Annotated in this window: 23 protein-coding genes; 16 read left to right on the top strand and 7 right to left on the bottom strand. The window is 36.4% G+C overall.

Features of this window, described 5'->3' with window-relative positions:
• Positions 1 to 2 precede the first annotated feature (2 nt).
• From POF52_RS22175 to POF52_RS22165, 3 genes are all read right to left on the bottom strand, one after another.
• On the bottom strand, positions 3 to 599 hold the full coding sequence (locus tag POF52_RS22175; protein ID WP_016764594.1) for a mechanosensitive ion channel family protein: 597 nt from the start codon (positions 597 to 599) through the stop codon (positions 3 to 5).
• 847 nt (positions 600 to 1,446) lie between these two features.
• Complete coding sequence (locus tag POF52_RS22170) at positions 1,447 to 2,469, bottom strand: hypothetical protein (protein ID WP_013083669.1); 1,023 nt, start codon at positions 2,467 to 2,469, stop codon at positions 1,447 to 1,449.
• Positions 2,470 to 3,438: 969 nt separating this feature from the next.
• Positions 3,439 to 4,902, bottom strand: coding sequence for a hypothetical protein (locus POF52_RS22165; protein ID WP_013083667.1), 1,464 nt, complete (start codon positions 4,900 to 4,902; stop codon positions 3,439 to 3,441).
• 313 nt (positions 4,903 to 5,215) lie between these two features.
• On the opposite strand from POF52_RS22165, the gene POF52_RS22160 reads away from it, so the two are divergent.
• The 5 genes from POF52_RS22160 (at position 5,216) to POF52_RS22140 (ending at position 11,273) form a co-directional block, all read left to right on the top strand.
• Positions 5,216 to 6,097, top strand: a complete 882-nt coding sequence (locus POF52_RS22160; RefSeq protein ID WP_013083666.1) for an HAD family hydrolase — start codon at positions 5,216 to 5,218, stop codon at positions 6,095 to 6,097.
• 577 nt (positions 6,098 to 6,674) lie between these two features.
• A complete protein-coding gene (locus tag POF52_RS22155; protein ID WP_013083665.1) occupies positions 6,675 to 7,499 on the top strand; it encodes a pyruvate, water dikinase regulatory protein in 825 nt (274 codons plus the stop codon).
• Positions 7,500 to 7,619: 120 nt separating this feature from the next.
• Positions 7,620 to 9,122 (top strand): malate:quinone oxidoreductase, encoded by a 1,503-nt coding sequence (locus POF52_RS22150; RefSeq protein ID WP_271994948.1) that lies wholly within the window; start codon positions 7,620 to 7,622, stop codon positions 9,120 to 9,122.
• A gap of 246 nt (positions 9,123 to 9,368) precedes the next feature.
• The gene (locus POF52_RS22145) at positions 9,369 to 10,028 is read left to right on the top strand and encodes a 2OG-Fe(II) oxygenase (protein WP_074894719.1); all 660 of its coding nucleotides are present in this window, start codon (positions 9,369 to 9,371) and stop codon (positions 10,026 to 10,028) included.
• A gap of 420 nt (positions 10,029 to 10,448) precedes the next feature.
• Positions 10,449 to 11,273: a thermonuclease family protein gene (locus tag POF52_RS22140; protein WP_271994944.1), complete on the top strand. Its 825-nt coding sequence runs from the start codon at positions 10,449 to 10,451 to the stop codon at positions 11,271 to 11,273.
• Positions 11,274 to 11,339: 66 nt separating this feature from the next.
• Here the strand turns inward: POF52_RS22140 and POF52_RS22135 are convergent, their stop codons facing one another.
• Positions 11,340 to 11,483 carry a hypothetical protein gene (locus POF52_RS22135; protein WP_155276297.1) on the bottom strand — a complete coding sequence of 48 codons (144 nt, stop codon included), beginning with the start codon at positions 11,481 to 11,483 and terminating at the stop codon, positions 11,340 to 11,342.
• Between the two features lie 159 nt (positions 11,484 to 11,642).
• Between POF52_RS22135 and POF52_RS22130 the strand changes: the two genes are divergently transcribed.
• The 9 genes from POF52_RS22130 (at position 11,643) to POF52_RS22090 (ending at position 19,811) form a co-directional block, all read left to right on the top strand.
• Positions 11,643 to 12,197 (top strand): GNAT family N-acetyltransferase, encoded by a 555-nt coding sequence (locus POF52_RS22130; RefSeq protein ID WP_043981586.1) that lies wholly within the window; start codon positions 11,643 to 11,645, stop codon positions 12,195 to 12,197.
• 197 nt (positions 12,198 to 12,394) lie between these two features.
• A complete protein-coding gene (locus tag POF52_RS22125) occupies positions 12,395 to 12,955 on the top strand; it encodes a hypothetical protein (protein WP_271994941.1) in 561 nt (186 codons plus the stop codon).
• 198 nt (positions 12,956 to 13,153) lie between these two features.
• Complete coding sequence (locus POF52_RS22120; protein ID WP_016764585.1) at positions 13,154 to 13,984, top strand: YitT family protein; 831 nt, start codon at positions 13,154 to 13,156, stop codon at positions 13,982 to 13,984.
• 312 nt (positions 13,985 to 14,296) lie between these two features.
• Positions 14,297 to 14,710, top strand: coding sequence for a DUF4395 domain-containing protein (locus tag POF52_RS22115; RefSeq protein WP_271994938.1), 414 nt, complete (start codon positions 14,297 to 14,299; stop codon positions 14,708 to 14,710).
• A 247-nt stretch (positions 14,711 to 14,957) separates the two neighbouring features.
• Positions 14,958 to 16,481: a nickel ABC transporter substrate-binding protein gene (nikA, locus tag POF52_RS22110; RefSeq protein WP_271994936.1), complete on the top strand. Its 1,524-nt coding sequence runs from the start codon at positions 14,958 to 14,960 to the stop codon at positions 16,479 to 16,481.
• Positions 16,482 to 16,483: 2 nt separating this feature from the next.
• Positions 16,484 to 17,425, top strand: a complete 942-nt coding sequence (nikB, locus tag POF52_RS22105) for a nickel ABC transporter permease (RefSeq protein WP_271994934.1) — start codon at positions 16,484 to 16,486, stop codon at positions 17,423 to 17,425.
• The gene (nikC, locus tag POF52_RS22100) at positions 17,422 to 18,228 is read left to right on the top strand and encodes a nickel transporter permease (protein ID WP_013083654.1); all 807 of its coding nucleotides are present in this window, start codon (positions 17,422 to 17,424) and stop codon (positions 18,226 to 18,228) included. Before nikB ends, nikC begins: the two co-directional genes overlap by 4 nt.
• A 5-nt stretch (positions 18,229 to 18,233) precedes the next feature.
• Positions 18,234 to 19,031 carry an ABC transporter ATP-binding protein gene (locus POF52_RS22095; protein WP_271994930.1) on the top strand — a complete coding sequence of 266 codons (798 nt, stop codon included), beginning with the start codon at positions 18,234 to 18,236 and terminating at the stop codon, positions 19,029 to 19,031.
• A gap of 9 nt (positions 19,032 to 19,040) precedes the next feature.
• Complete coding sequence (locus POF52_RS22090) at positions 19,041 to 19,811, top strand: ABC transporter ATP-binding protein (protein ID WP_271994927.1); 771 nt, start codon at positions 19,041 to 19,043, stop codon at positions 19,809 to 19,811.
• A gap of 65 nt (positions 19,812 to 19,876) precedes the next feature.
• On the opposite strand, the gene POF52_RS22085 is transcribed toward POF52_RS22090, so the two are convergent.
• Positions 19,877 to 20,173, bottom strand: coding sequence for a hypothetical protein (locus POF52_RS22085; protein WP_013083651.1), 297 nt, complete (start codon positions 20,171 to 20,173; stop codon positions 19,877 to 19,879).
• Between the two features lie 683 nt (positions 20,174 to 20,856).
• Positions 20,857 to 22,245 (bottom strand): DUF2254 domain-containing protein, encoded by a 1,389-nt coding sequence (locus POF52_RS22080; protein ID WP_271994925.1) that lies wholly within the window; start codon positions 22,243 to 22,245, stop codon positions 20,857 to 20,859.
• A 104-nt stretch (positions 22,246 to 22,349) separates the two neighbouring features.
• Between POF52_RS22080 and POF52_RS22075 the strand changes: the two genes are divergently transcribed.
• On the top strand, positions 22,350 to 22,796 hold the full coding sequence (locus tag POF52_RS22075) for a DUF4385 domain-containing protein (RefSeq protein WP_271994922.1): 447 nt from the start codon (positions 22,350 to 22,352) through the stop codon (positions 22,794 to 22,796).
• Here POF52_RS22075 and POF52_RS22070 read toward each other — a convergent pair whose 3' ends face one another.
• Positions 22,797 to 24,110, bottom strand: coding sequence for a hemolysin family protein (locus tag POF52_RS22070; protein WP_271994920.1), 1,314 nt, complete (start codon positions 24,108 to 24,110; stop codon positions 22,797 to 22,799).
• A 269-nt stretch (positions 24,111 to 24,379) separates the two neighbouring features.
• Here POF52_RS22070 and POF52_RS22065 point away from each other — a divergent pair, with 269 nt between their 5' ends.
• On the top strand, positions 24,380 to 26,413 hold the full coding sequence (locus POF52_RS22065) for a Na+/H+ antiporter (RefSeq protein WP_271994918.1): 2,034 nt from the start codon (positions 24,380 to 24,382) through the stop codon (positions 26,411 to 26,413).
• The last annotated feature ends 30 nt before the right edge of the window (positions 26,414 to 26,443 follow it).

The following is a 26,443-nucleotide window of genomic DNA, read 5'->3' as shown; positions in this document are numbered from 1 at the left end:
AGCTATTCTTCACGAGTTTTTATTTGTTCAGGCTTATGTACTTCGGGAATTTCACCGAGCGTATAGTTCGCTACTTTTGTAATGTTACTATTAGCAAAAAAGTAAAACTCTCCATCAACTCCGCGAATTTTTGTCGTGCGCAATCCAATTTCTTCAACAGTTCCTTTCGTATCATTTATGGATACGTGATCTCCTACTGAGAATTGATCTTCAAATAGAATAAAAAAACCGTTTAAAATATCTTTAATCAAATTTTGTGCACCTAAGCCTGTAATAAATCCTGCTACGCTAATACCAGCTAAGAGTGCTTTCATATTAATTCCGATTGCCTCTAAAGACGTAATAAGTACAATAAAATACACTACGTACATGACAATGCTCAGACAAAGCTTTTTCAGCGTTATTTCTTTACGTTCATTGTACCTCAGCAGTTTAGTTTTAAATCTGAAATCAAAGATTTTATTAATTACACTGCGAGCAAACCTGATAACGATTTGAGCAATAATGAAAATCAAGATAATCTTTATAATTACTTCACTAATGTCAATCCACTTACCGGTATTAAATAAAGTTTTCTGTACCCACTGTATGTCTTTCATGACTAAGTCCCTTTCTTGCTTTATAAAATTTTCTCTACTGAATAGTATAATTTATTTTTAAAAATATACTACTAGAATTTATGAAGAGGCGTTTGAATTATTGTTTTATTTTATTTTAATTTATTTGTATTAGGTATACGTAATGAAAACTCCTTAATTTAGAAAAAGAAAAAATCCTCAGGTATAGATATCTTTAAAACATTTCTTTATACAAATATTAAATAAAACCTTATAACAGAGATTAGTATAGATCTTATTAACAAACATTATATACAGATATTAAAGAAAGAAAAATCCTGTAAAAACCCAATGATATCAAGGGTTAGAGAGGAAATTGCTTTTCAATAAATAACTGTGTGGAAAATAGACCTTTTTTGTGAACAGCATCCTTTAGTCAAAGGATGTTTTTTATCGTAGTAGATATGGAATCTATTTTATTTACTATGTTTTTTCTTCTATAATAGATGGATTTTAAAATCAAGGGTATGAAGATTTCTGTTAAAAGTATGGATTATTTCCACTGTGGATAAATATGGTCGTATCAAAGAGTAAATAATCTGGAAATCACCGTCAATAAAAGAATAGAGGGGATGTTTTTGTTAATAAACAGGATGATATAACAGTCATTGAATATGTTTTCTTTCTTTTGTGGATAAATATGAAGGTATTTTTTTAGCAATATTCCGTAGTTATACACAAGAAATATCATTTATTTGAACTCATTACGTTTATATAGATAGGATAATGGAATTGGATAGCTGCAAAAAAGGGTGTTTGTTTGCACTATTTGTATCAAAAAGAGAAGAGAAAGGAGAGAAAATAAAAAAAGGCATGCCAAAGAAGCCCCTTATGAAGCTGTAAGTTCGGCAGGGACTTGATCTTGAAGATTTTTTGAAAGCTCTTTTCGAATGAGCGTACGGATTTTTCCACCGTAATTTTCAACGACTTGAGCATCATGGCTGAAGAAGGCCTGTTCAATCAGAGAATAAAGGGCAGACTTTACTCGTTCAATACCATATTCAAAAGAAAGCTGAACCAAATCAGCGATGTCTTCGTTTTGGAATGAAGACATAACAATTCCGGTAGAATCTGTGCTGTGTCCAGATAATTTTACAAAAGTCTCTTCAATAGTACGTCGAATTGCCGCATCGTATTGATCTTTCTTTTCTTGTTTTGACATCTTGCCATTTTTAGCTCCGTCTTTTAAAACAAAGAAAATAGTAGATCCTTGGACAACGGTTTTAAATGCGCTCGTCTGTGTTTCAGCTATTTTTTGCATCATACCTTTGTAGTGAGTATATTTCGGCGTAAAAATTTTATAGTCATTAAAGCTAATTTTTGAAGTGTTTTCTGCAGGATTAAACTGACGCTTAATCGTATCGTTGTCATAAACCAATTCTTTGCGCAGCTCTAAGCGAAGGGCATTTACGTTTTCAATTAGAATAAGTTCTTCAAAGCGGGTATATTCTAATTCCATAAACCCAAAGCCGTGTTCTTCAAAATATTGAGGATAGGGAACAATACAAATATTGATTCCTTTGCCGCTGCGAGAATAGGAAATTAATTCTGTTTCTGCTAATACTACATTGTTGTTGCGAACTGTTCGAACGGTACAGTTCAAAGCGGCTGCAATCTCTTTTTCAGAAACATCACAAATAATACCTCTTTCATCAACGTGAAGGAAGTGATAAAAAATTAATTGTGAAATTTGAGATTTAGATAAACGGTGATGTTCTGCCACTGTTTTGATTGTAGGGTTCCCATGAGCGTCTAGGTCCATATGATCTTCAATATCTTTATATTTTTCTACGGTGCTAGACAATTGGCGAATAATTTGTTTTCCAATTTTCGCAAATTCTTTTTTTATCATGAGAATCCCTCCAATCTATTTCATATCAACAATAATTTATTAGGGTAAAATAACAAAGAATACCTTGTGAAAATTATATCAATAAGAAATAGAATCGCAAACGAACGAGTAGTACGCTAAAAACGGCAAAAGGTTCAAAGAATGCTGTCATATCAAGGGGTGTAGCGTATAGGATTTTTAGTACGCCAAAAACGGCAAAAGCAAGCAAGCACCGGTAGAACAGTGTTTGTTACGATCAGTAAAAATCAAAAAAAACTTTATGCGTTTTAGTACGTCAAAAACGGCAAAAGGCTGAGTATAGTACGCCAAAAATAGCAAAAGTGAAGAGTAGTACGCTAAAAACAGCAAAAGTTATCTCGATTCACCTAAAAAAAGGTAAAAAAATTACTTCTCTGATCGTTGTAAATAGCACAATGAGTTTTATTAGTACGTCAAAAATGGCAAAAGCTATTTTTAGTACGTAAAAAACGGCAAAAACGACATAGTAGTACGACAAAAACAGCAAAAGTTTTCGTTTGGTACGTCAAAAATGGCAAAAGCTTTATATATGCTGCGGAAAAAATAAAAAATGGGGTTTGAAAAGGCAATAACAAAGGGAAAAGCAACGTTTAGTACGCAGAAAACGGCAAAATTAGTGAAGGAGTACGTAAAAAACGGCAAAAGGTAGGATTGTTTTACGGAAAAAAGAGAATAATTAACAATTAATAAGTGATTACGAGTAAATAAAATGAATGTAGTACGTCAAAAATGGCAAAAGAATCAGAGTGGTACGTCAAAAACAGCAAAAGGTAGTAATTAGTACGCTAAAAACGGCAAAAGAAGCGAACAGGTACGTAAAAAATGGCAAAAGCTTCTGGTTAGTACGTTAAAAATGACAAAACTTCCAAACTATGAAATAAAAGTAGAGGGATATTTTGTATTTATAAGCTGAAGGTGGCAAAATATCAAATAAAAAAGGAAGGGAACAATTTACCCTTCCAATGTTTCTCTATGTTCTCCTCCAAAATAGTCTTGAATTTCATAATTTTGAAGAGGAATAAAAGAGATTTCAAATCCTTGAAGTTTTTGCTGATAACTTTGGATCAGTACTTGATTGCTAACAAACTCTGCTAGAGATTCATTAATTAATTTTAGATTGACATCAATTTTCTTTGAACGAAAACGAACTTTTGAAGCAAAATATTGATACGGGTAAAAATGGGTGTAAGACTTCTCTTGTAAATAACAATCTAATCGCTCTTTTTGAAATGCATACAGCAGTAAAGAAGACAGCGAGTTATCTTTAAACTTTTTAATAACATCACTGTAAATTTGAACAAACTGCTGATTTAAAAAGCCTTGATGCGTATCGTCGCTAAATACGATGGTTGCATATCGTCTGCCCGTTACTTCATCGGTTTCAATAACAGCTTTTTGGAAGAAGTTTATCGCAAATTTTGTATCTCTGGAATTTTTCTTCTTTGCTACACCTTCTACGTGATATCTGGCAATTTTCATAATGCGGGCTTCAACCGCTTCATAGTTTTTTACACCTTTTGAATTATAAATTTCTTTAACGATATCCGCTAAATCAAGCGTCACCGTTTTTTCTTTATAAAACATCTCGTCGCGCTGTGAAAGAGCAAACTGGATAATTTGAGAATCTTTTGGATCTAATACCATATTTCGCTTGGAAAGAACCGTTTGATTATCATTCACAGGGATAATGGTGCGAATGAAATATTCTTCATCAACTTTATAGTCATTATATAAAACGACTTCTTGGGAGTTTGTTTTAACTTCCATATTGGTTTTAAGAGAGTGACTTTCATTTGAGAAGATAGGGGCCTCTACCCACGAATTTAATCGTTTATCAATCCAGTTACTCAAATTCCCATTGTATTTTTCTAGTATGATTTCAGCAATTAAAAAAGTAAAGTCCGTGTGAAATGCTTTCTCTATTTGATAATTCATTTTTGAATCTAAATAAGGAAAATCAGTAATGTTTGTTTTTTTACTTTTAGCCCATGCTTCTACTTCTTTTAACTTTATCTTTAAAATATCTTCAGGTTTTTCCACGCCAAACAGCTTTTTTAAGTGTTCGGTATCCACTTTTTTATCCATCACTTTTTTGGCCAATTCAATGTCTTCAAAAATAGGATTAGGCTTTTCTGCTTTAATATCTTTTTTTAACGTTTGCAGCCAGTTTTTCTTATTCGATTGCCTTCTTTTGTAAGCGGGATTTCTTATTTCCTTAGGATTTATTAATTTATTCTCTAAAACAAACGTATCTTGCAATATATTTAAAATGTAGTCTTCTATAAAATCTTTTTCATTCGAAAAAAACGAATGAGAATCATATAAAAAGTCTATGCACTTTGCTTTGATATTGTCATCGATCGCATCGCTGATTTGTTTAATAAGGTAAGGAGAAAAATTGGATGGTTCGTTCATGTTGACCTCCTCTGTATGTATTTAATCTGTAACAGTCTTATTATATCTTTTTTGAACGATACTCTAAAGGCTAAAAGAAAAATTCGTTTTTGTGAATGCAGTTTTATATCAAATTAGCCTAGCCGGCTATTAGTATATAAAGGCTTATTGCAAAGATAAAATTCTTTCTTTATAGCGCTTGTACAATTTTAGATGTAAGGAGAGTATTATAGTAGTTTTATAAAAGAGAAAAGCAAAGTACATTCATTGAGTTTGAAAATGGAAAAGTTTATACTTGCCAAGTACACTCTTTTTACAAATAGGGGGAATAAATATGTTGTTAAAACCTAAAGCAATTTTTTTAGATATGGACGGCACGATATTAAATCGCTCCAACAAAGTAAGTATTCAAACAAAAGAAATCATTGACGAATTACGAAAACAGGGAATTTTTGTTTTTATTGCTACGGGAAGAGCGTTTGATGAAATAGAAGAGTTAGTTCCTGAAGGCTTTCAAGTGGATGGATTTATCACGTCAAATGGTATGGCAGGGTACGTAGGAAAAGAGTCAGTCTTTCAGCACTCGCTTTCGCTTCAATTGGTGGAAACTATTATTGAAAAAGCAAGAGCGAACAAGGTATACTACGAGCTTTTCCCGTATGGCACACCTCGCGTGACGCTAAAACAAGATCAGTCCTATGTGGAAAATGAAATTAGAGAGCCAAAGCCAGACAGTGTGGAAATTAACGAATGGCTTTCTCGTAAACAAGCGATTAAAGAAGAAATTGACTGGAAAGATTCTGTAGAGGGAAGTGAATTTTCAAAGTTCTATTTCTTTGCAAGAACGCACGAGCATATCGATAAATGGAAAGAGGAACTTGAAGAACTTAAAAAAGAAATCGACTTTACAACTTCTACTTCATCTAAACACAATGTTGAAGTGATGGTGGCAAACGTAAATAAAGCAACGGGAATTCAGCAAATGCTAAAACATTTTAATTTGCCCGAGCAAGACATTCTAGCAATTGGCGACAGCAATAATGATTTACCAATGTTTCAGTTTGCCAGCTATGCCGTAGCGATGAAAAATGCGCCGGATCATATTAAAGAAATTGTCGATGACGTAACGGAATTTAACTGTGACGAAAACGGCGTATCTCATTATCTTTCTAAATTTTTATTGCAAAAATCTACTAGAAGTAATCCCGTTTTATAAAAATTAATCTATTTCATGACAATGCATTATAACCAACTATTCAAAACATCGTCTTTTAGGCGGTGTTTTTAGTATACATAAGGTGGAAAGTAAACCGTTCATTATTTTTAGTTATAGCACTCTTAGCTAAAAAGAATAGATAAGAATAAATCTTCTATAACTTAAAAATCATGCTATAAACAACATAACTATATAACTATCCTCGTACCTATCGCTGCAAAACGCCTCTCAGCCCTGATGAGTGCCACCATGCCAAAGCATAAAACATTTTAACATCTAAACTTTTTCTTTCTTCAAACTTTTTATAAAATGCGGAGAAAAGGGATTGTATCTCCGTATATTTAATGCTAATATAACATTTAATGAAAATAGTATAACATATTTAGTTTTATTTTATAATTAGTATGACATAAATCCTAGATTCGCTCGGTTTTTTAAGTGTTTATAATCACAGTATCCAGGATATTAGCCCATTCATTACCCATAAAATATGTATCTTGCAAGCTGATAAATGATAGTTGAACAAAAAATACTAGCGTTATTAAACTATTAAAATCAAAGAATAGGAAGATTTAATGTGAATAAAAGAAAAATTGTCTATATAGTTTCCGACTCAGTAGGTGAAACGGCTGAGCTGATGGTAAAAGCAGTTTTAACTCAATTTAGTGGAGAAGATATTGAAATTCAAAATACTTCTTACGTAGAAGATGAGGGAAATATTGATAATATCATTGCTGAAGCAAGGTGTAACGAGGCCATCATTGCGTATACTATCGTCATCCCACCTTTAAAACAGTATCTTGACCAAAAGGCACAAGAAGAAGGAATTGTAGCTATTGATTTAATGACCCCACTTATGAGCGCCTTTAGCCAAACCTTTAATAAAGAACCTAATCTCCAACCGAGATTAACGAGAAAATTAGACGATAACTATTTCCGAAGAGTAGAAGCAGTTGAATTCGCTGTTAAATATGATGATGGACAAGACTTCAGAGGCATCAAGCGAGCTGATCTAGTGTTGATTGGTGTTTCGAGAACATCTAAGACGCCACTTTCTATGTATTTAGCTCATAAAAGTCTTAAAGTAGCGAATATACCGTTAGTTCCAGAAGTGACGCCTCCTGATGAACTTTTTACTATTCCGAAAAATAAATGTATTGGTTTAGTTATTACACCGGATAAGCTCAATGAAATCCGAAAAGAACGATTAAAAAATTTAGGTTTAGCGTCTCAAGCCAATTATGCCAATGTAGATCGAATCCTTGAAGAGCTGGACTATGCTGAGAAAATTATGAAGCGCATTGGCTGTCCTATTGTTAATGTCTCAGGTAAAGCAGTTGAAGAAACCGCTGAAGTGATATTGAGCATGTTAAAAAAGGACAAGATGAAAGGGTATGTATAAAAACGCCCATTATGTAAGACAGATAACTTGTCAGACATACTTAATCTGTAGAGAGTCAGGTAGAACAGGCATGTTGCTAAAAGGTGCTTTTTTAAAATATAAAAGATAAGGAAGATTGTGATGAGCAATGTATATAAAAAAACAGACGTTATCTTAATTGGGGCCGGAGTGATGAGCGCAACGTTGGGATCTTTACTAAAAGAGTTAGCGCCGGAATGGGAAATCAAAGTATTTGAGAAACTCGCAGATGCAGGAGAAGAAAGCTCGAATGAATGGAATAACGCAGGGACTGGCCATGCTGCACTGTGCGAGTTGAACTATACATCTGAACAAGCTGACGGATCTATAGATATTACGAAAGCAGTGCGGATTAATGAACAGTTTCAGCTTTCAAGACAGTTTTGGTCGTATCTTGTAAGCAGTAATTTAATTCATCATCCGCAAGAGTTTATTATGCCAATCCCTCATATGAGTTTCGTACAAGGAGAAAAGAACGTATCCTTTTTGAAAAAACGTTTTGAAGCGCTATCAAATAATCCATTGTTTCAAGGGATGGAATATTCAGATCGTCCTGAAAAGCTAAAAGAATGGATGCCGCTTGTTATGAAAGGCCGTGCATCGACTGAAGCAATTGCGGCAACCAAAATCGGCTCAGGGACAGACGTGAACTTTGGAGCTTTAACTCGTATGTTGTTTACACATTTAAAAAGTAAAAGGGTAGAAATAAACTATAACCACAGCGTTGAAAATCTGACACGTACCTCAGACGGCTCGTGGGAAGTAAAAGTACATGATATTCATACCGGCAAACAGGAATATCACACGGCGAACTTTGTTTTTATCGGAGGAGGAGGCGGAAGTCTGTCTTTACTCCAAAAAACGGGTATTCCTGAGTCCAAACATATTGGAGGGTTTCCGGTAAGCGGATTATTTATGGTATGCAATAATCCCGAAGTTGTAGCGCAGCATCACGGGAAAGTGTACGGAAAAGCAAAGGTTGGCGCTCCGCCGATGTCGGTTCCGCACCTTGATACACGCTATATCGACCGCCAAAAAACACTGCTGTTTGGACCTTTTGCCGGCTTTTCACCAAAGTTCTTAAAAGCGGGTTCAAATTTGGATTTAATCAATTCTGTAAAACCGAATAATATCTTAACGATGTTAGCAGCAGGCGTCAAAGAGATGGGCTTAACGAAATACTTGATTCAGCAGGTGCTGTTGTCCGATGAAAAGCGTATGGAAGAACTTCGCGAGTTTATTCCAAACGCAAAAAGCGAAGACTGGGATATCGTCGTAGCGGGTCAGCGTGTACAAGTAATCAAAGATACGGAAGCCGGAGGTAAAGGAACTCTTCAATTCGGTACCGAAGTTGTGAGTTCAGCTGATGGTTCCGTTGCTGCATTACTCGGGGCTTCGCCAGGTGCTTCGACTGCCGTTCATGTCATGCTTGAAGTGCTGGAAAAGTGTTTCCCGCAGCATATGAAGAAATGGGAATCAAAAATAAAAGAAATGATTCCTTCTTACGGCTTGTCACTGGTAGAAAATCCAGCGCTTTTTAACGAAATTCATGCTTCTACAGCACAAACGCTTGATTTAAGTAAAAAAGAACTTGTGTACCGATGATTTTAGGCAGCCTTTGATACGTATACTCTATATTAAAAGAGTTTTTTAGATAGTTAAAGCATTTAAACGACATGTGAAATCTATAAGAAAAAATGAGGGAGGTTCGTTATATAACGAGCTTCTTTTTATTTATTTCCTTTACTAGCAGAATTTACTTCGTATTCATGATATAATTCTTATTAGTAAGCGTTTACATATAATGAAGTGAAGAATTGGAAAATAGCTATTTCGAGGAGCCGATAAAAGATGATTCTAACTAATACATCTTTACTAACGAAAGAACAAACGATTTTTAACCATACAGGGAATAAAATTAAATTAGAAGACAGAGAGATTGATATTGTTGCTCGATTTGAAGAGCCTCTTGTTCTAGTTTTAGGAAATGTCCTAAGTAACGAAGAATGTGACGAACTTATACAGCTATCCAAAGGTAAAATGCAGCGATCAAAAATTGGTGCTGCACGTGAAGTAAACAGTATTCGAACGAGCAGCGGCATGTTTTTTGAAGAAAGCGAAAACGAGCTTGTACATCAAATCGAAAGACGACTTTCTAAAATCATGGGACCATCTATTGAATATGCTGAAGGTCTTCAAGTTTTAAAATACTTGCCTGACCAAGAATACAAAGCACATCACGATTATTTCACTTCTGCAAGTAAAGCATCTAAAAACAACCGTATTAGTACATTGGTTATGTACTTAAACGATGTCGAAGAAGGAGGAGAAACTTATTTTCCTAAGCTGGGTCTTTCCGTATCTCCGACAAAAGGAATGGCCGTGTACTTTGAATATTTTTATAGTGACGCTGAACTTAATGACCGTACTCTCCACGGGGGAGCTCCTGTTATAAAAGGAGAGAAGTGGGTCGCTACCCAGTGGATGCGCAAACAAAAAATTCGATCGTAAAAACAAAGGTTTGAAGAGCCCTATTAGCTATTGTTAATGAGGGCTCTTATTTATGTTACAAAAAAATAGCAATCATGTTAGCCAGTTATTATATTGAAATATTCACATTTATTCTATTTGTGCGGCTATTCCTTATTCTTATAAGGCGGTAGACGATAAATGTATTTGTAGTGTAAAATATCCTCATGATTAAAAATCTGGATACATTAAAACGAAAAATGTGTTCGTGAGATAAAAATAAAATAGATGCTATTTAAAAGGATAACTTTAAAACAGGTAACCAATCTTTATAACAGTTGCACGAAAAAACTCGTGAAAGGTATTTTCACGAGTTTTTGTTTTTAGGTGATTTACACTATTTATAAAATCATTTTACTTTTATATAGTAGATAGGGAACGTGTTAAAGGAGGACCCGGGTTTTGAAAGAAATAAAAGCAATTATTTGCACGATGCTTGCGATGTTTATGCTGCTTCTTACTGGATGCAGCGATGAGCAGGCAAGTCATTCAAGCACATCTTCTACCGATACAAAACAAGCAGTTCAAGTAGAAGGTTCATCAGATCAAGAAGAAGATCATAGTCCTTCTAAAGCAAATCGTGAAGATGTAGTAGGTGAGGCGGCTACGGTAGAAAGAGTAGTGGACGGTGATACGCTTAAAGTGAAAATGCTGAACGGAAAGAGAGATCGCGTGCGATTACTTCTTGTTGATACCCCAGAAACAAAGCATCCCAAACTAGGCGTACAGCCCTTTGGTCCAGAAGCATCTGCTTACACAAAAAAAAGGCTAGAAGGACAGGAAATCACCCTTGAATTTGATGTGCAAGAGCGTGATCAATATGGCCGGTTACTTGCGTATGTATGGATAGACAATGAGCTGTATAATGAAGAGCTGCTAGCAAAAGGGCTAGCCCGCGTAGCAGTATTTCCTCCTAACACAAAGTACGTAGATGAATTTAAGAAAATCCAGGAGCAGGCTCGAAAAAGCGAAAAAGGAATCTGGAGCATTGAAAACTATGCCCAGGAAAAAGGGTATAATACGGATGCTGTAAAAAATCAGTCCTCTTCTAAACAAAAGGATACTCAGTCTGCCAAAAGCTGTGAAGGTAAAATAAAAGGAAATCAGAACTCTAAAATTTATCACGTGCCAACTGGGGCGCACTACAATCAAACCATGAACAACGTCATTTGGTTTTGTACCGAAAAAGATGCGCAAGAAGCAGGATACAAAAAAGCAAAAAACTAATAAAGAAATTCAGTAACTGCTGAATTTCTTTTTTTTTGAGTTAAGTAAGTATTTGTATAGGAGTGGCTAAATACCATCCAACAAAGAGCGACCAATCCGTATAAGAAGACGCAGGGGCCATATGAGCAGCTGAGGCACTTGTAAAAGAATTTCTGCTAAAACTTCCCATCCACTTACCGTAGTATCTTTCTGCTGACGGTGTTTTTTCATAGTCATCATCCATTCATTTGAAAATATACATTAATTATACAATAAAAGGAAGATTAGGAGTTAATTTTTTCTTTCTTTTCTTTTTCGTGTTAAAGTAGATAGGTAAGAAGGTTTGCTACAAATAACGCAAGCGAAGAGAATAAAGGGAGTTTGAAAATCGTGAAAATAAGGAAAGCAAGAAAAGAAGATGCTTCTGCTGTAACGGAATTACTTTATGACATGCTTGGCAGTATTGCACGCTCTCATACGGCGGCTACAACGAATGAAGAAGCGCTTTTAAGACTTAAAGCGTTTATTCTGTCTGAGAAGAATCGCTATAGCTATCATCATATTACAGTCGCAGAAGTCGAGGAGAAGGTAGTTGGACTTATGCTTTGCTACGAAGGAAGTATGTTACAAACGCTTTATGAACCAGTTAAGCGTTTTGTACGTGCTAAACTTAATAATCCAGCGTGGGAAATTGATATAGAAACTGAACATGGAGATTATTATATTGACTCTCTATGTGTAGATGAAGCTTATCGTGGAAAAGGGATAGGAACGGCTCTTTTAAATGTAGCCAAGCAAGAAGCCAAAAAGCGTAAGATGTTTTTATCGTTAAACGTTGAATATAATAACGTAGAAGCTAAGAAATTGTATCAGCGTATAGGCTTTCAAGAGCATAAAACCATTTTTATTGATAAAAAACCATTTTTTTATATGAAGACTGCCTGAGCATCTTTACGGTAGTATGTTTTGTGATAAAATGGATATATAAGTAAAATAATAAGAACCAACAGCTCAGCACTTTTGCTGAGCTTTCCTGTAAATCGCGTAAACGTATCAAAATGGAAAGAATCCTACATCCAATGGACCATAAGCAAGCGGTCATGAAAGTATGTTTGCTGATGTGCCACATGAAAGGAGCGTGCATGAACATCAGAGATCTTCCGTTTAATATGAGTTATCGATTTAATGAACAGCTTCGAGAAGTTCCGGTTAACCCACACCAAATGAAGCAGGGAATTATCTATTTAAAAAAACGAGCTCTTGAAGAAGAGGATGAGTGTGCCGCTGCTAAAACATATGGACATATTGGTGTATATGAGCGCATACTTGGAGAATTAACGAGCAGTGAAAGACATTTGCTGCTGGCCATTTATCTATATGACCGGCATGCTGATACAATAGGTGAATTTTTGAATACGATCCGACTTGGACATACATATCACTGGCAAGAACAGTGGGATAAAGCGAATGAAACGTTTCAGCTACTCATTGAACAATTAAAAGCAGATCAAGGCCTTCACATATATGAAGACTTTGTCTATCAGCATTATGGAAAATGTTTACTTGATCAGCGGGTTATTTCCAGAGCACATCACTATTTTCAACGTGCGTTAGAAATTCGATTGAAAAAAGGCGATAAAGAATTAATTGAGTCAACTAATTCCTGCATCCGTCTTTGTTTAAATAAATTAAAACATTCCTAGTATACATAAAAGATAAATGACTCATAGCCTTGGTTACACATAATGCATAAACTTTCCGTTTGACAAACGTATGTGAACATATTATAGTCATACATGGCAATTTAAGAATACGTAATATAAAAACTAAACATAAGCGTCTCTTCTCTTTTGGAGAAGGGGCTTTTTTATGTGAATTTTTATGCCGAGGAGGTTTAATCGATGAGTAAAACAGTAAAAGATGTCATCTTTTTATTAATAGGTTCGTTTGTATTTTCACTTGCAGTTAACATGTTCGTCATTCCAATAGGACTAGGTGAGGGCGGCGTTACGGGTATATCAATTATTTTATATTATACAACGCATCTTTCAACGGGCATCACTAACTTTATTTTAAACGGTATCTTGCTTATCGTAGGGTATAAATTTTTAGAGAAAAAAACCATCGTCTATACGATGATTACGATTATCGCTACATCTATTTTTCTTCACGTAACTGAAGGTTGGGGTCTTCATCTTCATGAAGAGCTCATTGGCATGGTTTTTGCCGGTGTACTGCTAGGCGTTGGAATCGGGATGATTTTACGAGTTGGTGGAACAACAGCAGGTTCAGCCATTATTGCTCGAATTCTAAATAAGTTTTTAAACTGGAAAGTCAGTCATGCACTTTTAATAGTTGATTTACTAGTGGTATTGGCTTCTTATTTTATTATTGGAATCGAAAAGCTACTATTTACGATCGTCATGCTTTATATTACAACAAAAGTAATTGACTTTGTTATTGAAGGATTTGATGCCAAAAAGGCCGTTACCGTTATTTCAAGCAACAAAAATGAAGTAGCGGATCAAATTAATGAACAGCTTGATCGCGGAGTAACGATTCTAAACGGTCGAGGGAACTATACAAAAGAATCAAAAGAAATCTTGTATGTAGTCATTAATAAACAAGAGCTTATTAAACTTAAAAAGCTGATTAAAAAAATTGATGATGAAGCATTTGTGATTGTACACGATGTACGAGATGTAATTGGAAAAGGCTTTTTAAGCGCATAAAGCTGTGGTTCTTGGCAATTTTTTCTGACGTTGGTGTTCTCTGAAAAAGTATGATATAAGTGTGCCTAGAGACAATTCAATATACGAAAGGGAGAACCCATATGCGTAATAAAAGGCATGTAAAACGTCTTCTTCAACGTCGAATTCGTTCTTTACGATACGTTGTCTTGATTTTATTTACGATACTGATCTTAAAGTACGTTAGTGAAATTATGTAACTTTTTTGTATGAGTCTTATCGCTCATTTGGAGTGCTTTTTCTTTTAAATCAGTAAACCAATTTGTATAATAGGTTTTAAGAAGGAGGAGTTCCATGAGCATTCCCAAACCATTAGTTCAGCTTAATCAACTCTTTATCGTTATAACGGTTTTGATCGCTTTACTTGCGGCAAAGTGGCTTTTACTTTTGCCTTTTCTCGTTGGAGTAGTCACACTTGCAACAAAGCGTAATCCCGTAATTATGTCGGGGAAAAAGCTTCTCAAAAAGCCTGCTTCTTCTTATCAAATGGAAGACCGGGATCAGCAGCTTTTTAACCAATGGATTGCAACGATATGTATGGGGGTTGCTTTCATTTCATTTTTAATGGGCTATACGCTTGTCGGCTATGTATTTAGTATAATGGTGATTCTTGCTGCTGGTGTAGCGCTAATGGGATATTGTATAGGCTGCACGATTCGTTATCGATATATGATGTGGAAATATAAAAGAAAAAAACACGCTGCATAAACAAAGCCTCGAGAAGGCTTTGTTTTTTTTATGCTCATTTGTATGCGCTATCAATAAATTTTAATCATCATAAAGGGTGAAAACAACTGCTAGAGCGCCTATATCCTTTAAAAACCTTTGTTGACAAAGTAAGGTAAACAAATTAAACTTTTTATGATAATAATAATCGTTACGATTTAAAGGGGGGAAGTTATAGTTAGAGACCGTACATAAAAGAAAGATAGTTTTGAATAAAGGAGGGGTTTATATGAGAAAAAGGATAAGTTTGCTATGCTTAACGCTTGCTGCGATAGGTCTGCTAGCGGCATGTTCGAGTAACTTTGCGAGTACCGAAGAAAAGAGTAAAAAGAAATCACTTACTTTTGTATCGAATTTTCGAAGTGACACGCTCGATCCACAGTTAAATTATACAACTGTACGAGCCGGTATTGCCGAAACGTTAGTAAAAGTTAATGAGCAATTACAGATTGAACCGTGGCTTTCAAAAAAGTGGAAAACAGAAGATGATGGGACGACCTGGGTATTTGAGATTAGAGACGGGATTACGTTTCAAAATGGCAAGGATCTAAATGCTGAAGCCGTGAAACGTTCGTTAGAAAGAATGATAAAAGAAAGCGAAGCAATGAAAAGTGCACTTAAAATTAAAGAAATGAAAGCCAGTGGCCAAATCTTAACCATTACAACAACAGAGCCGCTTGCCACGCTGCCTTCTGAACTTGTTCATCCAAACACAGCAATTATTGATGTAGATGCTCCAGATACAAAAAGTAAACCCGTGGGAACAGGGCCATTTAAAGTAGCTTCGTTTAAACCAGATAATGAAATGAAAGTAAAAAAATACAAAGAATACTGGGGCGGGGAACCAAAATTGGATGAAGTTGTGTTAACATTTAATGATGATGAAAATGCACGAACGTCCGCTTTGCAATCAGGTGAAGCCGATATTGTGTACCGTCCGGCTATTGAAAGCTTAAACACGTTAAAAAAAGATTCTTCTATTGTAGTAGATGTACAGCCGAGCCTGAGAAATCAAATGCTTTTCTATAATTCAAGGCAAGAAGCGTTTAAAGATAAAAATGTGAGAAAAGCGTTTGATGTATTATTAAATCCAAAAGATGTTGTCGATACAGCGCTTGCAGGTCAAGGATCCCCGGCAAATGGTCCATTTTTAAAGAGTTTAGATTTTTCGAACGATCAAAAAACGAAAATCTATGGACCAAGTGAAGCTCAAACATATTTAGGAAAAGCCGGTTATATACTCAAGGATGGAAAAGCAATAAAAAATGGAAAACAGCTTTCCTTTAAGCTTGTTACATACCCTTATCGTCCAGAACTGCCTTTAATGTCACAAATGCTTCAGTCAGAAGCAAAAAAGATTGGTGTAAAAATAGACATTCAACAAGTGGAAAATATGGACGAGTATATGACAACAAAAAATGATTGGGGAATCGTTACATATAGTCTAGTAACCGCGCCGCGAGGAGATGCAGGATATTTCTTTAATGCTCTTTACATGGAGGGAGGAGCATTTAATGTAGGTCATTTTCATGAACCAGCATTAACTTCCATTATCAATAAACTCAATAAAACAGTTGATCAAAAACAGCGCAATGAGTTAGCAAGACAAGCCGGAGAAATAGTAGAAAAAGAAACGCTCCACTCTTCGATTGTTCATCCGAATAATTTTGTGGCCTATAGAGACAATGTGAAAAATTGGGTCACAACTAAAAGTGAATACTATGTGATAACAAAGGATTTAGATGTGAAATAGATATGAAATTAATTGGTAAAAGAATAATAGAATTACTCATTTTTTTAGTTATCCTATCGTTTCTCAGCTTTGTTTTGATGAAGCTGGCTCCAGGAGACCCAGTTAAGCAAATGCTCCGCGTAGATGACGTGGCAGTTTCTGAGGAACAAATAAATAGTTTGCGAATAGAGCTAGGGTTTAATGAACCTGTATATATTCAATATGTAAAGTGGCTGAAGCGCTTTTTTCAGTTTGATTTAGGGTCTTCGTATATAACAAAAGAGCCTGTCATCGATGAATTAGCCGAGAAGTTTCCGGCTACGCTGCGCTTGACGGCTGCATCTTTGGTTGTGATGCTGTTAATAGCTGTGCCACTCGGCACGCTGTCAGCACTATACTCGAATAAATGGATTGATTATCTCAGCAGAAGTATTTCCTTAATTGGAGCGTCTATTCCAAGCTTTTGGCTCGGCCTTTTGTTTATACAGCTGTTCTCTGTACGTCTTCAATGGCTTCCTTCGATGGGGACAGGCACAGCAGCTCATCTTGTACTGCCTTCTTTAACGCTCGGTTTTGCCATGTCCGCTGTGTATATGCGAATGATTAGAGCTAGTCTGCTAGAAGGACTGAAACAAGATTTTGTACGATCCGCTCGAGCAAGAGGAATCAGTGAAAGCCGCATTTTTATTTTCCACGCGTTCCGGTATAGCTTAACGCCCATCCTTACCATTTTAGGGACGAGCTTAGGCAGTTTGCTTGGAGGAACGGTCATCATTGAAGTGCTTTTTGCTTATCCTGGCATTGGAAAATTAGTCATTGATGCGATTATGAATCGTGATTATCCTGTGATTCAAGGGTATATTTTGTGGATGGGCCTGTTTGTTGTTTTAATTAATTCATTTGTGGATTTGAGCTACAAATATGTAAATCCCCAGCTCTATGTAAAGGGAGGGGATAAAACGTGAAAAAGCCGCAGCTTCCTTTTGTAGTGATAAGCGTGTGTGGTATTGCGCTTATTTTATTTTGTCTGTTTGGAAGTCAGCTAACACCGATGGATCCCACACAAGTTAATATGCAAGACCGGCTTCAAAAATCCACCGGTGATCACTGGTTAGGAACTGATCACTTAGGCAGAGATCTCTTTTCACGAATCGTAGCTGGAGCTCAGACCACAATTGGGACTAGTTTTCTTGTCTTAGCTCTTTCTCTTTTGATTGGAGTACCTGTTGGCTTAGTTTCAGCGTATATTGGAGGGACAATAGACCGCTTTTTAATGAGAATTGTAGACGCTTTTTTAGCTTTTCCTGACTATATTGCAGCTATCGTCTTAAGCGGACTGTTAGGGCCTGGATTATTTAACTTAATTGCTGCGATGGTTATTGTAAAGTGGGTTGGTTATGCAAGGGTAGTGCGCAGTATTGTGCTTCAAGAAAAGTCAAAAGAATATGTGCTGGTCGCTAAATTAAACGGAGTGGGAACACTGCCTCTAATCCTGCGCCACTTTCTTCCTCATGTGGGAGGACATATTCTTGTTCTTGCTACGCTGGATATAGGGAAAATTATTTTAATGATGGCTTCATTATCCTATATTGGCCTAGGGACTCAGCCGCCTACTCCGGAATGGGGAACGATGTTAAATGAAGGCAGGGCCTACTTTTACAATGCTCCGCAGTTAATGTTGATACCAGGCGTGGCCATTATTTTATTTGTGCTGGCGTTTACAGCTTTAGGTGAATATATTCGAGGGAAATATCAAGTTAATCAGTAAAAGAGGTGATCGTCATCGTTTTAGAAATAAAGCATCTAGCCATTCATAATAAAACAAAACAAATTGTAAAAGACGTTTCTTTTACAATCGAGCAAGGACAGTGGATGGCGCTCGTTGGAGAAAGCGGAAGCGGTAAAAGTATCACTGCTGCTTCGATAGGAGGACTGCTGCCTTCAGGTGTAACGCTTAAAGGAGGATCTATTATCTTTAAGCAGAAAGGAGAGGCGCCTATCCTCGGAAAAGATATTTCGTATATCTTTCAAGATTATCGAAGCGCCTTTACTCCTTTTTTAACAATTGGAAAGCAGTTTGATGAAACGATTCGTACACATAGTAAGCTTGCTAAAAAAGACAGGACTGCTGCCATTTTTCAGGCTCTAAAAGCTGTGAATTTACCTAATGAACGCGTGTATAAAAGCTATGCTTCTCAGCTGAGCGGAGGACAGCTTCAGCGAGCAGCGATTGCTTTAGCACTGGTGATGAAGCCTGCCTTGATTATTGCAGATGAACCAACCACGGCTTTAGATAGTGTGTCAGCAGCTGAAGTTCTTCAGCTACTGCATAAGCTGAAAGAAGCAACAGGCTGTGCCATTTTGTTTATTACCCATGATTTGCGTCATGTGCGGAAATATGCAGACCGAGCAGCCATTATGTTAGCAGGAGAGAGCGTGGAAGAAAACAGTATCGAATCTCTGTTTCACGCTCCGCATCACTTTTATACAAAAAAACTGTTTAACGCCATTCCTTCTTTACAGAAAACGCCTGATCGATTGTTAGATACGCAGAAAAAAGTGTTGATATAGGAGTGAGATATGAAAGAAAAAAGTATATTACGCGTCACGCAGCTGGTGAAACAGTATAAAGACGTTAAAGCGCTAAATAATGTTTCCCTGCATATCGATAAAGGAGAATGTGTAGGTATTGTTGGAGAAAGTGGAAGCGGAAAAAGTACGCTTGTAAAAAGTGTGCTAAGGTTAACAGAGATTCAGCAGGGAGAAGTATGGTTTGCAGAGAAACCTCTTCACCGGTTAAAAGGAAAAAAACTGCAGCAAGCTCGTCTAGGCATGCAAGTTGTATTTCAAAACCCCGCGGCTTCTTTTAATCCAAAAGTAAAAATCATCGATTCTTTGCTCGAGCCTTTACGGCAGCAGCGAACCGTTCCTTCATTTTTATCTCATGTGAGCAGAAACGAAAAAGAACTCGCTTTTTATTTGTTAGAAACAGTCGGGATTAGCGCAGAATATGCGTTGAATTATCCTCATGAACTCAGCGGTGGACAGCTTCAGCGTGTAGCGATTGCGCGTGCCATTAGCGTAGGTCCGTCTCTGGTGCTATTAGACGAACCAACAGCGAGTCTTGATGTTACAGTACAGGCAAAAATTTTAAATTTATTAAAAGATTTGCAGGAGACGTTTCAGCTATCTTATTTGTTTATTTCGCATGATTTAGCGGCAGTGAAATTTATGAGCAGTCGCATGATGGTTATGCAGCAAGGCGAGGTTATCGATCAATTTGACCGTGCAAAGCTATTTGATAAAAACAGGCATCCCTACACAAAAAAGCTTGTGCGTTTATTTGAATAGAGAGTAAAGCTCTTCGTTTAATATACTAAACGAAGAGCTTTTTTATAAATGAGAATGAGACAAAGTCAGGGACGCGGCGGGGGAGTATGCATATGTATAAAATGATAGCCTGCTTGGCAAAGCATGACAAAACTAATGCTGAGTACAACGAGAGGAATTAGCTTGTTTTTTCCTCGTTCTTCATATAGTCCGGCTGCGCTTAAAAGGAAGCCAATAGCAGCTAAAGGAGGAGAGGCGCGAAAGAATAAATCTGCAGCGGTAAACGCTTGGTTTGTATATTTATAATAAAAAAATAGACCTGTAATCAATAAAAATAGTCCAATCCAAAACAGCGTAAGTTTTCCAAAAAGGGTTTTAGGCACTGCGATTTCACTCCTTTTTTCAGTCAAGTACCATAAAATACTAGCATAAAACGTTCTAGTTTGCATTAGAGAAAAAGAACGTGAATTATACAATATGTGTAAAAAAACAGGTTTGAAGTAGGAGGAGATGAGGTATTCAAAGCGCTTCATGTAAAAAAATACATATCGTTGGATCTGTTGGAAGTGGAAAAACAACTCTTGCCCGTTTATTATCCCATGAATTAAAAGTTCCTCACTACGAACTTGATAATATTATGTGGGAACGAACATATGAAGGAGATAAAAGAAGAAGTGAAACGGATAGAAAAAAGTGTTTACATCATATTGCAGCTTCAAAAGAATGGATTATAGAAGGCTTATAGTGGGTGAATGAAAGTTTTAATAGAGCTGACCTTATTATTTTTCTCGACATCCATTATCTAAAAAGAATATGATTTATTATAAAAAGGTATGTTCTGCAAAAAGCTAAAATAGAAAAAGCAAATTATGCACGGACGTTTTCTATTTTCATTAAAATGTTTCAGTGGAATGCGGATTTCGAAAAGCAAAGTAAACCTGAAATTTTGCATATCCTTCGTACGTCATATAACGAGAAACTTATAATAGTGAAAAAGAGAGAAGAGATAGAGCACTTTATATCGTAAGAAAACGCCGCTCAGTTGATGAGCGGCGTTTTTTGACTTTTATTCTATCAACATAGAAGCGCCTTTTTTTTCACAAGCTTTTGCAAAGTTTTTGAGCAGCTGATTAAGAAACTCTTTGTCCATTTTAAGCCACTCTTCTTTTTGCAGCCCTTCTACGATATAGGAAGAGAAAACCCACACGTCGTTTTTGATGGCAGAGTGATTTGTTTCAGCGATTACGGTTAATGCCTTGATGACAGCAGACATCACGGAAACATCTTCTTTCCCATAATGGCGAATTTGGTAGAATGCTTTGTACAAATAATCCATAAAAGAAGGTTTTTCTAGCATGACGCGAATGCACCCTTCTTCATCGTAATAATAAGGAGAAGAAGAATAGCATTTTCCAAGTTTAATAAACACTTGCGTGAGCTGTTCAATGCAGTTAATGGCTGTTTCAGGATCATTAATAGCGGGTGAAATAGCTCTTAATGCAATTTCACTCAGCTTTTGAATCCCTAACTTCACATCTTGAATCGATTCTTGATCATTTGTAATAAACAAACAATGAAGAAATTTTTCGTGTTCTAATGATTGATCGTGATGGATCACGCTTAGCAGAGGTGTGTCTTCTTCGACATACTCACCGGGTGCTTTTTCAAGTTTCACAATAACGTTATATTTAGATGCTAGTGTAGTTAAATGCTTGAATTCAATATAGTGAATATATCCTTGTTTGTTACTTTTAATTTGCAGCGTGTTTTCACTATCAAAATTAAGCTGTTCTTCATTTTTTGATTGAGGTGATTTTTGCTGTTCTAGTTGTCGTTCTTCAATGATTAGCATCGTTTTTTTGGCAATGTTTGAAATTAGGTTGCCGACTTTAATCCAGTTAATAACATGATGAATTAAAAATACAAACATACCTAGACAAATGAAAGCTACCAAAATGGCTAGTGAAGGAACAATGAAAGTGTTGCTGACTTGATTGCTTCGAACTTGAATAAGTAGTACAAGCACGTACACATACCCACCGATAAAAGTGCCAAGCACGCGCTGAGTTTTGGCATCTGTATTAAAATTTTGAATCGTTCTAGGAGAAAACTGACCTACAAACGTAGTCAGTACCACTAAAACAGAAGAAAACGTAATCGTCGTCATCGTTAATAAGGAATTTGATACTGAACTCAAAATAGTATGAGCAAGCTCTTTATCCGTTAGAAACACGGAAGGAACTAATTTTAACCATTGTTTATGAGCTGTTAAATATCGATCTAAAAATGTACTAATAGTGGCTAAAACAAAAGCAACAATTCCATATAAAGAAGGAGTGATCCAAAAATTAGCTTTTATTCGGTTTTGCTGTAGATTTATTGACATAACGAAATCTCCCGTATCATGATTTAATAAGTTCGGCCTTCTTTTAGCATGGAGAAAAAAGTTAGTCATACTTATCCACCTATTATTACCCGCATCTGCATGTGAAAAACTTCTTTAAGAAAAGTTTTATCATTCATTTGTAAGGGGTAGAGATCAAAAAGGAGGGGAGAGCCGTGGCATTTGATTATTCACTTGACTTTGAGCATATCGATTTTAGAAAACATCCTGAAAAGTATAGAGTAGGAAAAGGAGAACAAGGAGTTCTCCTTGTGGAGCCGTATAAAAGTGAAATTCTTCCTCATTGGCGTTTTCGAACATCTGAAATTGCTGAGGAATCCGCGGACGCCATTTATCAGCTTTTTTTAACCTACAAAGAAAAAAGCGATTTTGTTGGAATGGACATGGCCCGGAAATTTCTCCAAATGGGATATACGCGATCCAGGCGCTACGCGAACTACAAAGGCGGAAAGAAATACAGCAAAGACGGAGAGCGTAATGAACGGCAAATTGATGAACAAAAAGCAAAATCGGCGGCTATTTTTATGAAAAAATGGAAGGAGGTACGAGAGAATAAAGAGTACTTGACATTTAAAAAAGAGCATCAAAAAAAGTACGGATAATCAGCTGTTATCCGTACTTTTTTCCTTTGTTATTTCGATTCGTTTAATATGGTGATGTTCAATATCAATGACTTTAAATGAAAAACTTTCGTTTGTGATGCTGTCACCTTTAGCAAGATCAAACTTTTCGGTCAGCATCCAGCCGCCAATGGTATCAACGTCTTCTTGCTCAATATTTGTTCCGAGTAAGTCATTTACTTCTTCAATCAACACCTTCGCATCGAGTACGTAGTGATTTTCATTAATTTTGTGTACGTCCGGTATTTCATCATCATCAAATTCATCACGAATTTCACCAACAATTTCTTCTAAAATGTCTTCTACCGTTACAAGCCCTGTTGTTCCTCCGTACTCGTCTATTAAGATGGCCATGTGAATTCTGTCTTTTTGAATTTTAAGCAATAAGTCGTAAATGGCGATGGAATCAATGACTTGAATGATGGGTTTCATATACGTTTGCACGGTACGTGGTTTAATATCATCTTCTTTTATGTAATCCGCTAATATTTCTTTAATATTAACTAATCCCACCACTTGATCTTTGTTTCCATCTACAACTACTGGATAGCGAGTATATTGCTCTACTCTAGCCATTTTTAAGAATTCTTCTATCGTTTCATCTGCTGATACGCTAACAATTTCCGTACGAGGCACCATGATTTCTTTAGCCGTACGATTATCAAATTCAAAAATATTATTCATGAACTTAAATTCCGATTGATTAATTTCACCGCTCTCATAGCTTTCAGATAAAATAATTCTAAGTTCTTCTTCACTATGAGCTACTTCATTTTCAGAAGCTGGCTTCAGACCGAATAATCCGACAACGCCTCTTGCTGAGTGGTTTAAAAGCCAAATAAACGGATAAAGTAACTTAGAAAAAAGAATAAGAGGACGGGAAAATAACAGCGTCACTTGTTCGGCTTTTTGAATCGCCACTGTTTTGGGCGCAAGTTCCCCAGCTACCACATTTAAAAATGTGACAACCGAAAAAGCAAGAACAAAAGATACGACATGCGAAAGTGATGTAGCAAAAGGAAGCATGTCAATAAGCGGTTCTAATAAATGACCTACCGTAGGTTCACCTATCCAGCCTAGACCCAGTGCGGTAACCGTAATGCCCAGCTGTGTGGCTGAAAGATAACCATCTAAATTTGATACTACTTTTTTTGCTGCTAAAGCGTTCCGGTTTCCTTCTTCAATTAACTGGTCGATTCTAGTCGACCGTACCCTAATGACGGCAAACTCCGTTGCAACAAAAAAGGCTGTTAATATAATTAATACGATGAATAAAATGACATTTACTGTTTCCAAATTTATCTCCTTACCCCGTTGAAACGGATAAGGGAACACCTCCCTTATAAAAGTTTGATGAGCTGATTTATATGGTAAATAAAGAATATCATGTATACTGTTCCCTTAATGTCCGTAGAAATAAACTTACCGAAAAGAAAGAGCACTTTTTAATAACCCACAACATTTTTTGGCACAAAAAGCGTAAACTAAACACTATAAAATAAATGAAAAGAGATAACGTGATACCTTTAAAAGGATGTAAATAGAAGTAGGAGTCGATTGTTTTCATGGAATTTTTTCTGACGATATTAGTCTTATTGGCTTTGATTGGTCTATCTAATATCATTAATCATTTTGTACCATTTATTCCTGTTCCATTAGTTCAAATAGCTTTGGGAGCAGGGCTTGCTATCTTGCCATTTGGTGGAGATGTACATTTAGAGCCTGATTTATTTTTTATTTTATTTATTGCCCCGCTATTATTTAATGATGGGAAAAACGTGTCAAGAGCTGCTCTTTGGAAGCTTCGTACACCTATTTTATTACTAGCGCTGGGACTGGTTTTTGTAACGGTGGCAGTAGGGGGATATTTAATCAATTGGCTGATCCCTTCCATTCCGTTACCGGCGGCATTTGCACTAGCCGCTATTTTGTCCCCAACAGATGTAGTGGCTGTTGGAGCTATGGCGAGCCGAGTAAAGCTGCCTAAGCGAATTATGCATTTGCTGGAAGGCGAAGGGCTGATGAATGATGCCTCTGGTCTTGTAGCGTTTCAAGTAGCAGTAGCTGCTACCGTAACGGGCGTCTTTTCGATAGTAGATGCTACATTTCAGTTCCTTTGGGTAGCGCTGGGCGGTTTGTTTGTAGGAGCATTTATCGCTTTTTTGATTATCAGACTGCGTGTACTTGTTCGACGTTTAGGAATGGAAGATATTACGATTCATATGTTAATACAAATTCTAACTCCATTTGTTGTCTTCTACATTGCTGAACATTTTCATTTATCAGGAATCTTGGCAGTTGTAGCAGGCGGCATTGTGCATGCGATTGAGCGCGACCGAGAGGAATCACCTAATCAGCAGCTTAAAGTAGTATCAAAAAGTACTTGGACGGTTATTTTATATTTGTTAAATGGCTTGGTGTTTGTGCTGCTTGGTCTGCAAATACCTAAAGTGGCGAAAGCAATTATTCAAGATCCAAACTTTAATAATGGACAAGTGCTTCTTTATATTTTGATTATTACTGTCTTTTTGCTTGTACTACGATTTATTTGGGTGATGGCGTCATGGTCAGTAGGCTGGTATTACAAAAATAACAAGCATCTAAAACCTGAGCCTCGATCTATTGGCATTATTACGGTTTCAGGTGTACGAGGAGCGGTTACGTTAGCCGGAGCGTTTTCGATTCCATATACGCTTGATAACGGCAGTGATTTTCCGGAACGCTCTCTGATTATTTTTCTAGCAGCAGGCGTTATATTGTTAACCCTAGTTGCGGCAAGTATTCTTTTACCTCTCATTGCGAAAACAGAAAAGGCGCCGAAGAAGCCTGAGCGCAATACAAAAGAGGTTAAAGCACGCATTAAAGTGCACAAAGCTGCTATTCAGCGGTTAAAAAGAGAAATGACCGAGGAAAATCGTGGAGCAGCCCTTTCGTTAATTTCAACGTATAATACAACGATTAATAATATCATCGTTAAAACTCATCCTTTAGAAGCCTCTGAAAACAAACAGTATGAAGAAGAAATTCGATTGCTGGCTCTTCAGGCCAAGGGGAAATTGGTGGAAAAGCTATTAAAAGAGGAAAAAATAGACCGTGAGACAGCGTATATTTGTTTGGAACATACGCACAAGCTTGAAATGGCTGTAACCAATCGTGTAAGGTACAAATTATTGGTGAGCTGGATGAGGTTTAAAAAAGTTTTATTATTACTAGTCCGGATTTTTTCACCGAATAAGCAGGCGTTAAGAAAACAAAGCTTGCGAAGAAGACGCAAAGTGAACAAAGTACGTATTCAAATGATTGAAGAAGCGATAAAGGTCATTAAAGAAAATATGAACGAAGAAAATCGAATGATTTCACTTGCTATTATTAGCGAATACCATAGATCCATGGCAAGACTTAGAAAAGAGAGTACGGAGTATAATTCAAGCAAACGTAAAAAAACAACGAGAGATTTATGTTATAAAGCGTTTCATACCGAGCGGGAAACGGTGCAAGAACTTTATGAAAAAGGAGAAATCACGCGTGAAATCGCTCATAATATCCGAAAAGATATCGCTTTGCGTGAAGCATTAACAATTGAAGAAAATGGTTATTAAAAAGTCGCAGAGAGTAGTCTCAGCGACTTT

This window comes from Priestia sp. AB, from assembly GCF_028369225.1.
In the GTDB taxonomy this organism is placed as follows: Bacteria; Bacillota; Bacilli; order Bacillales; family Bacillaceae_H; genus Priestia; species Priestia megaterium.
This window is presented reverse-complemented; position numbering and strand designations above follow the sequence as displayed.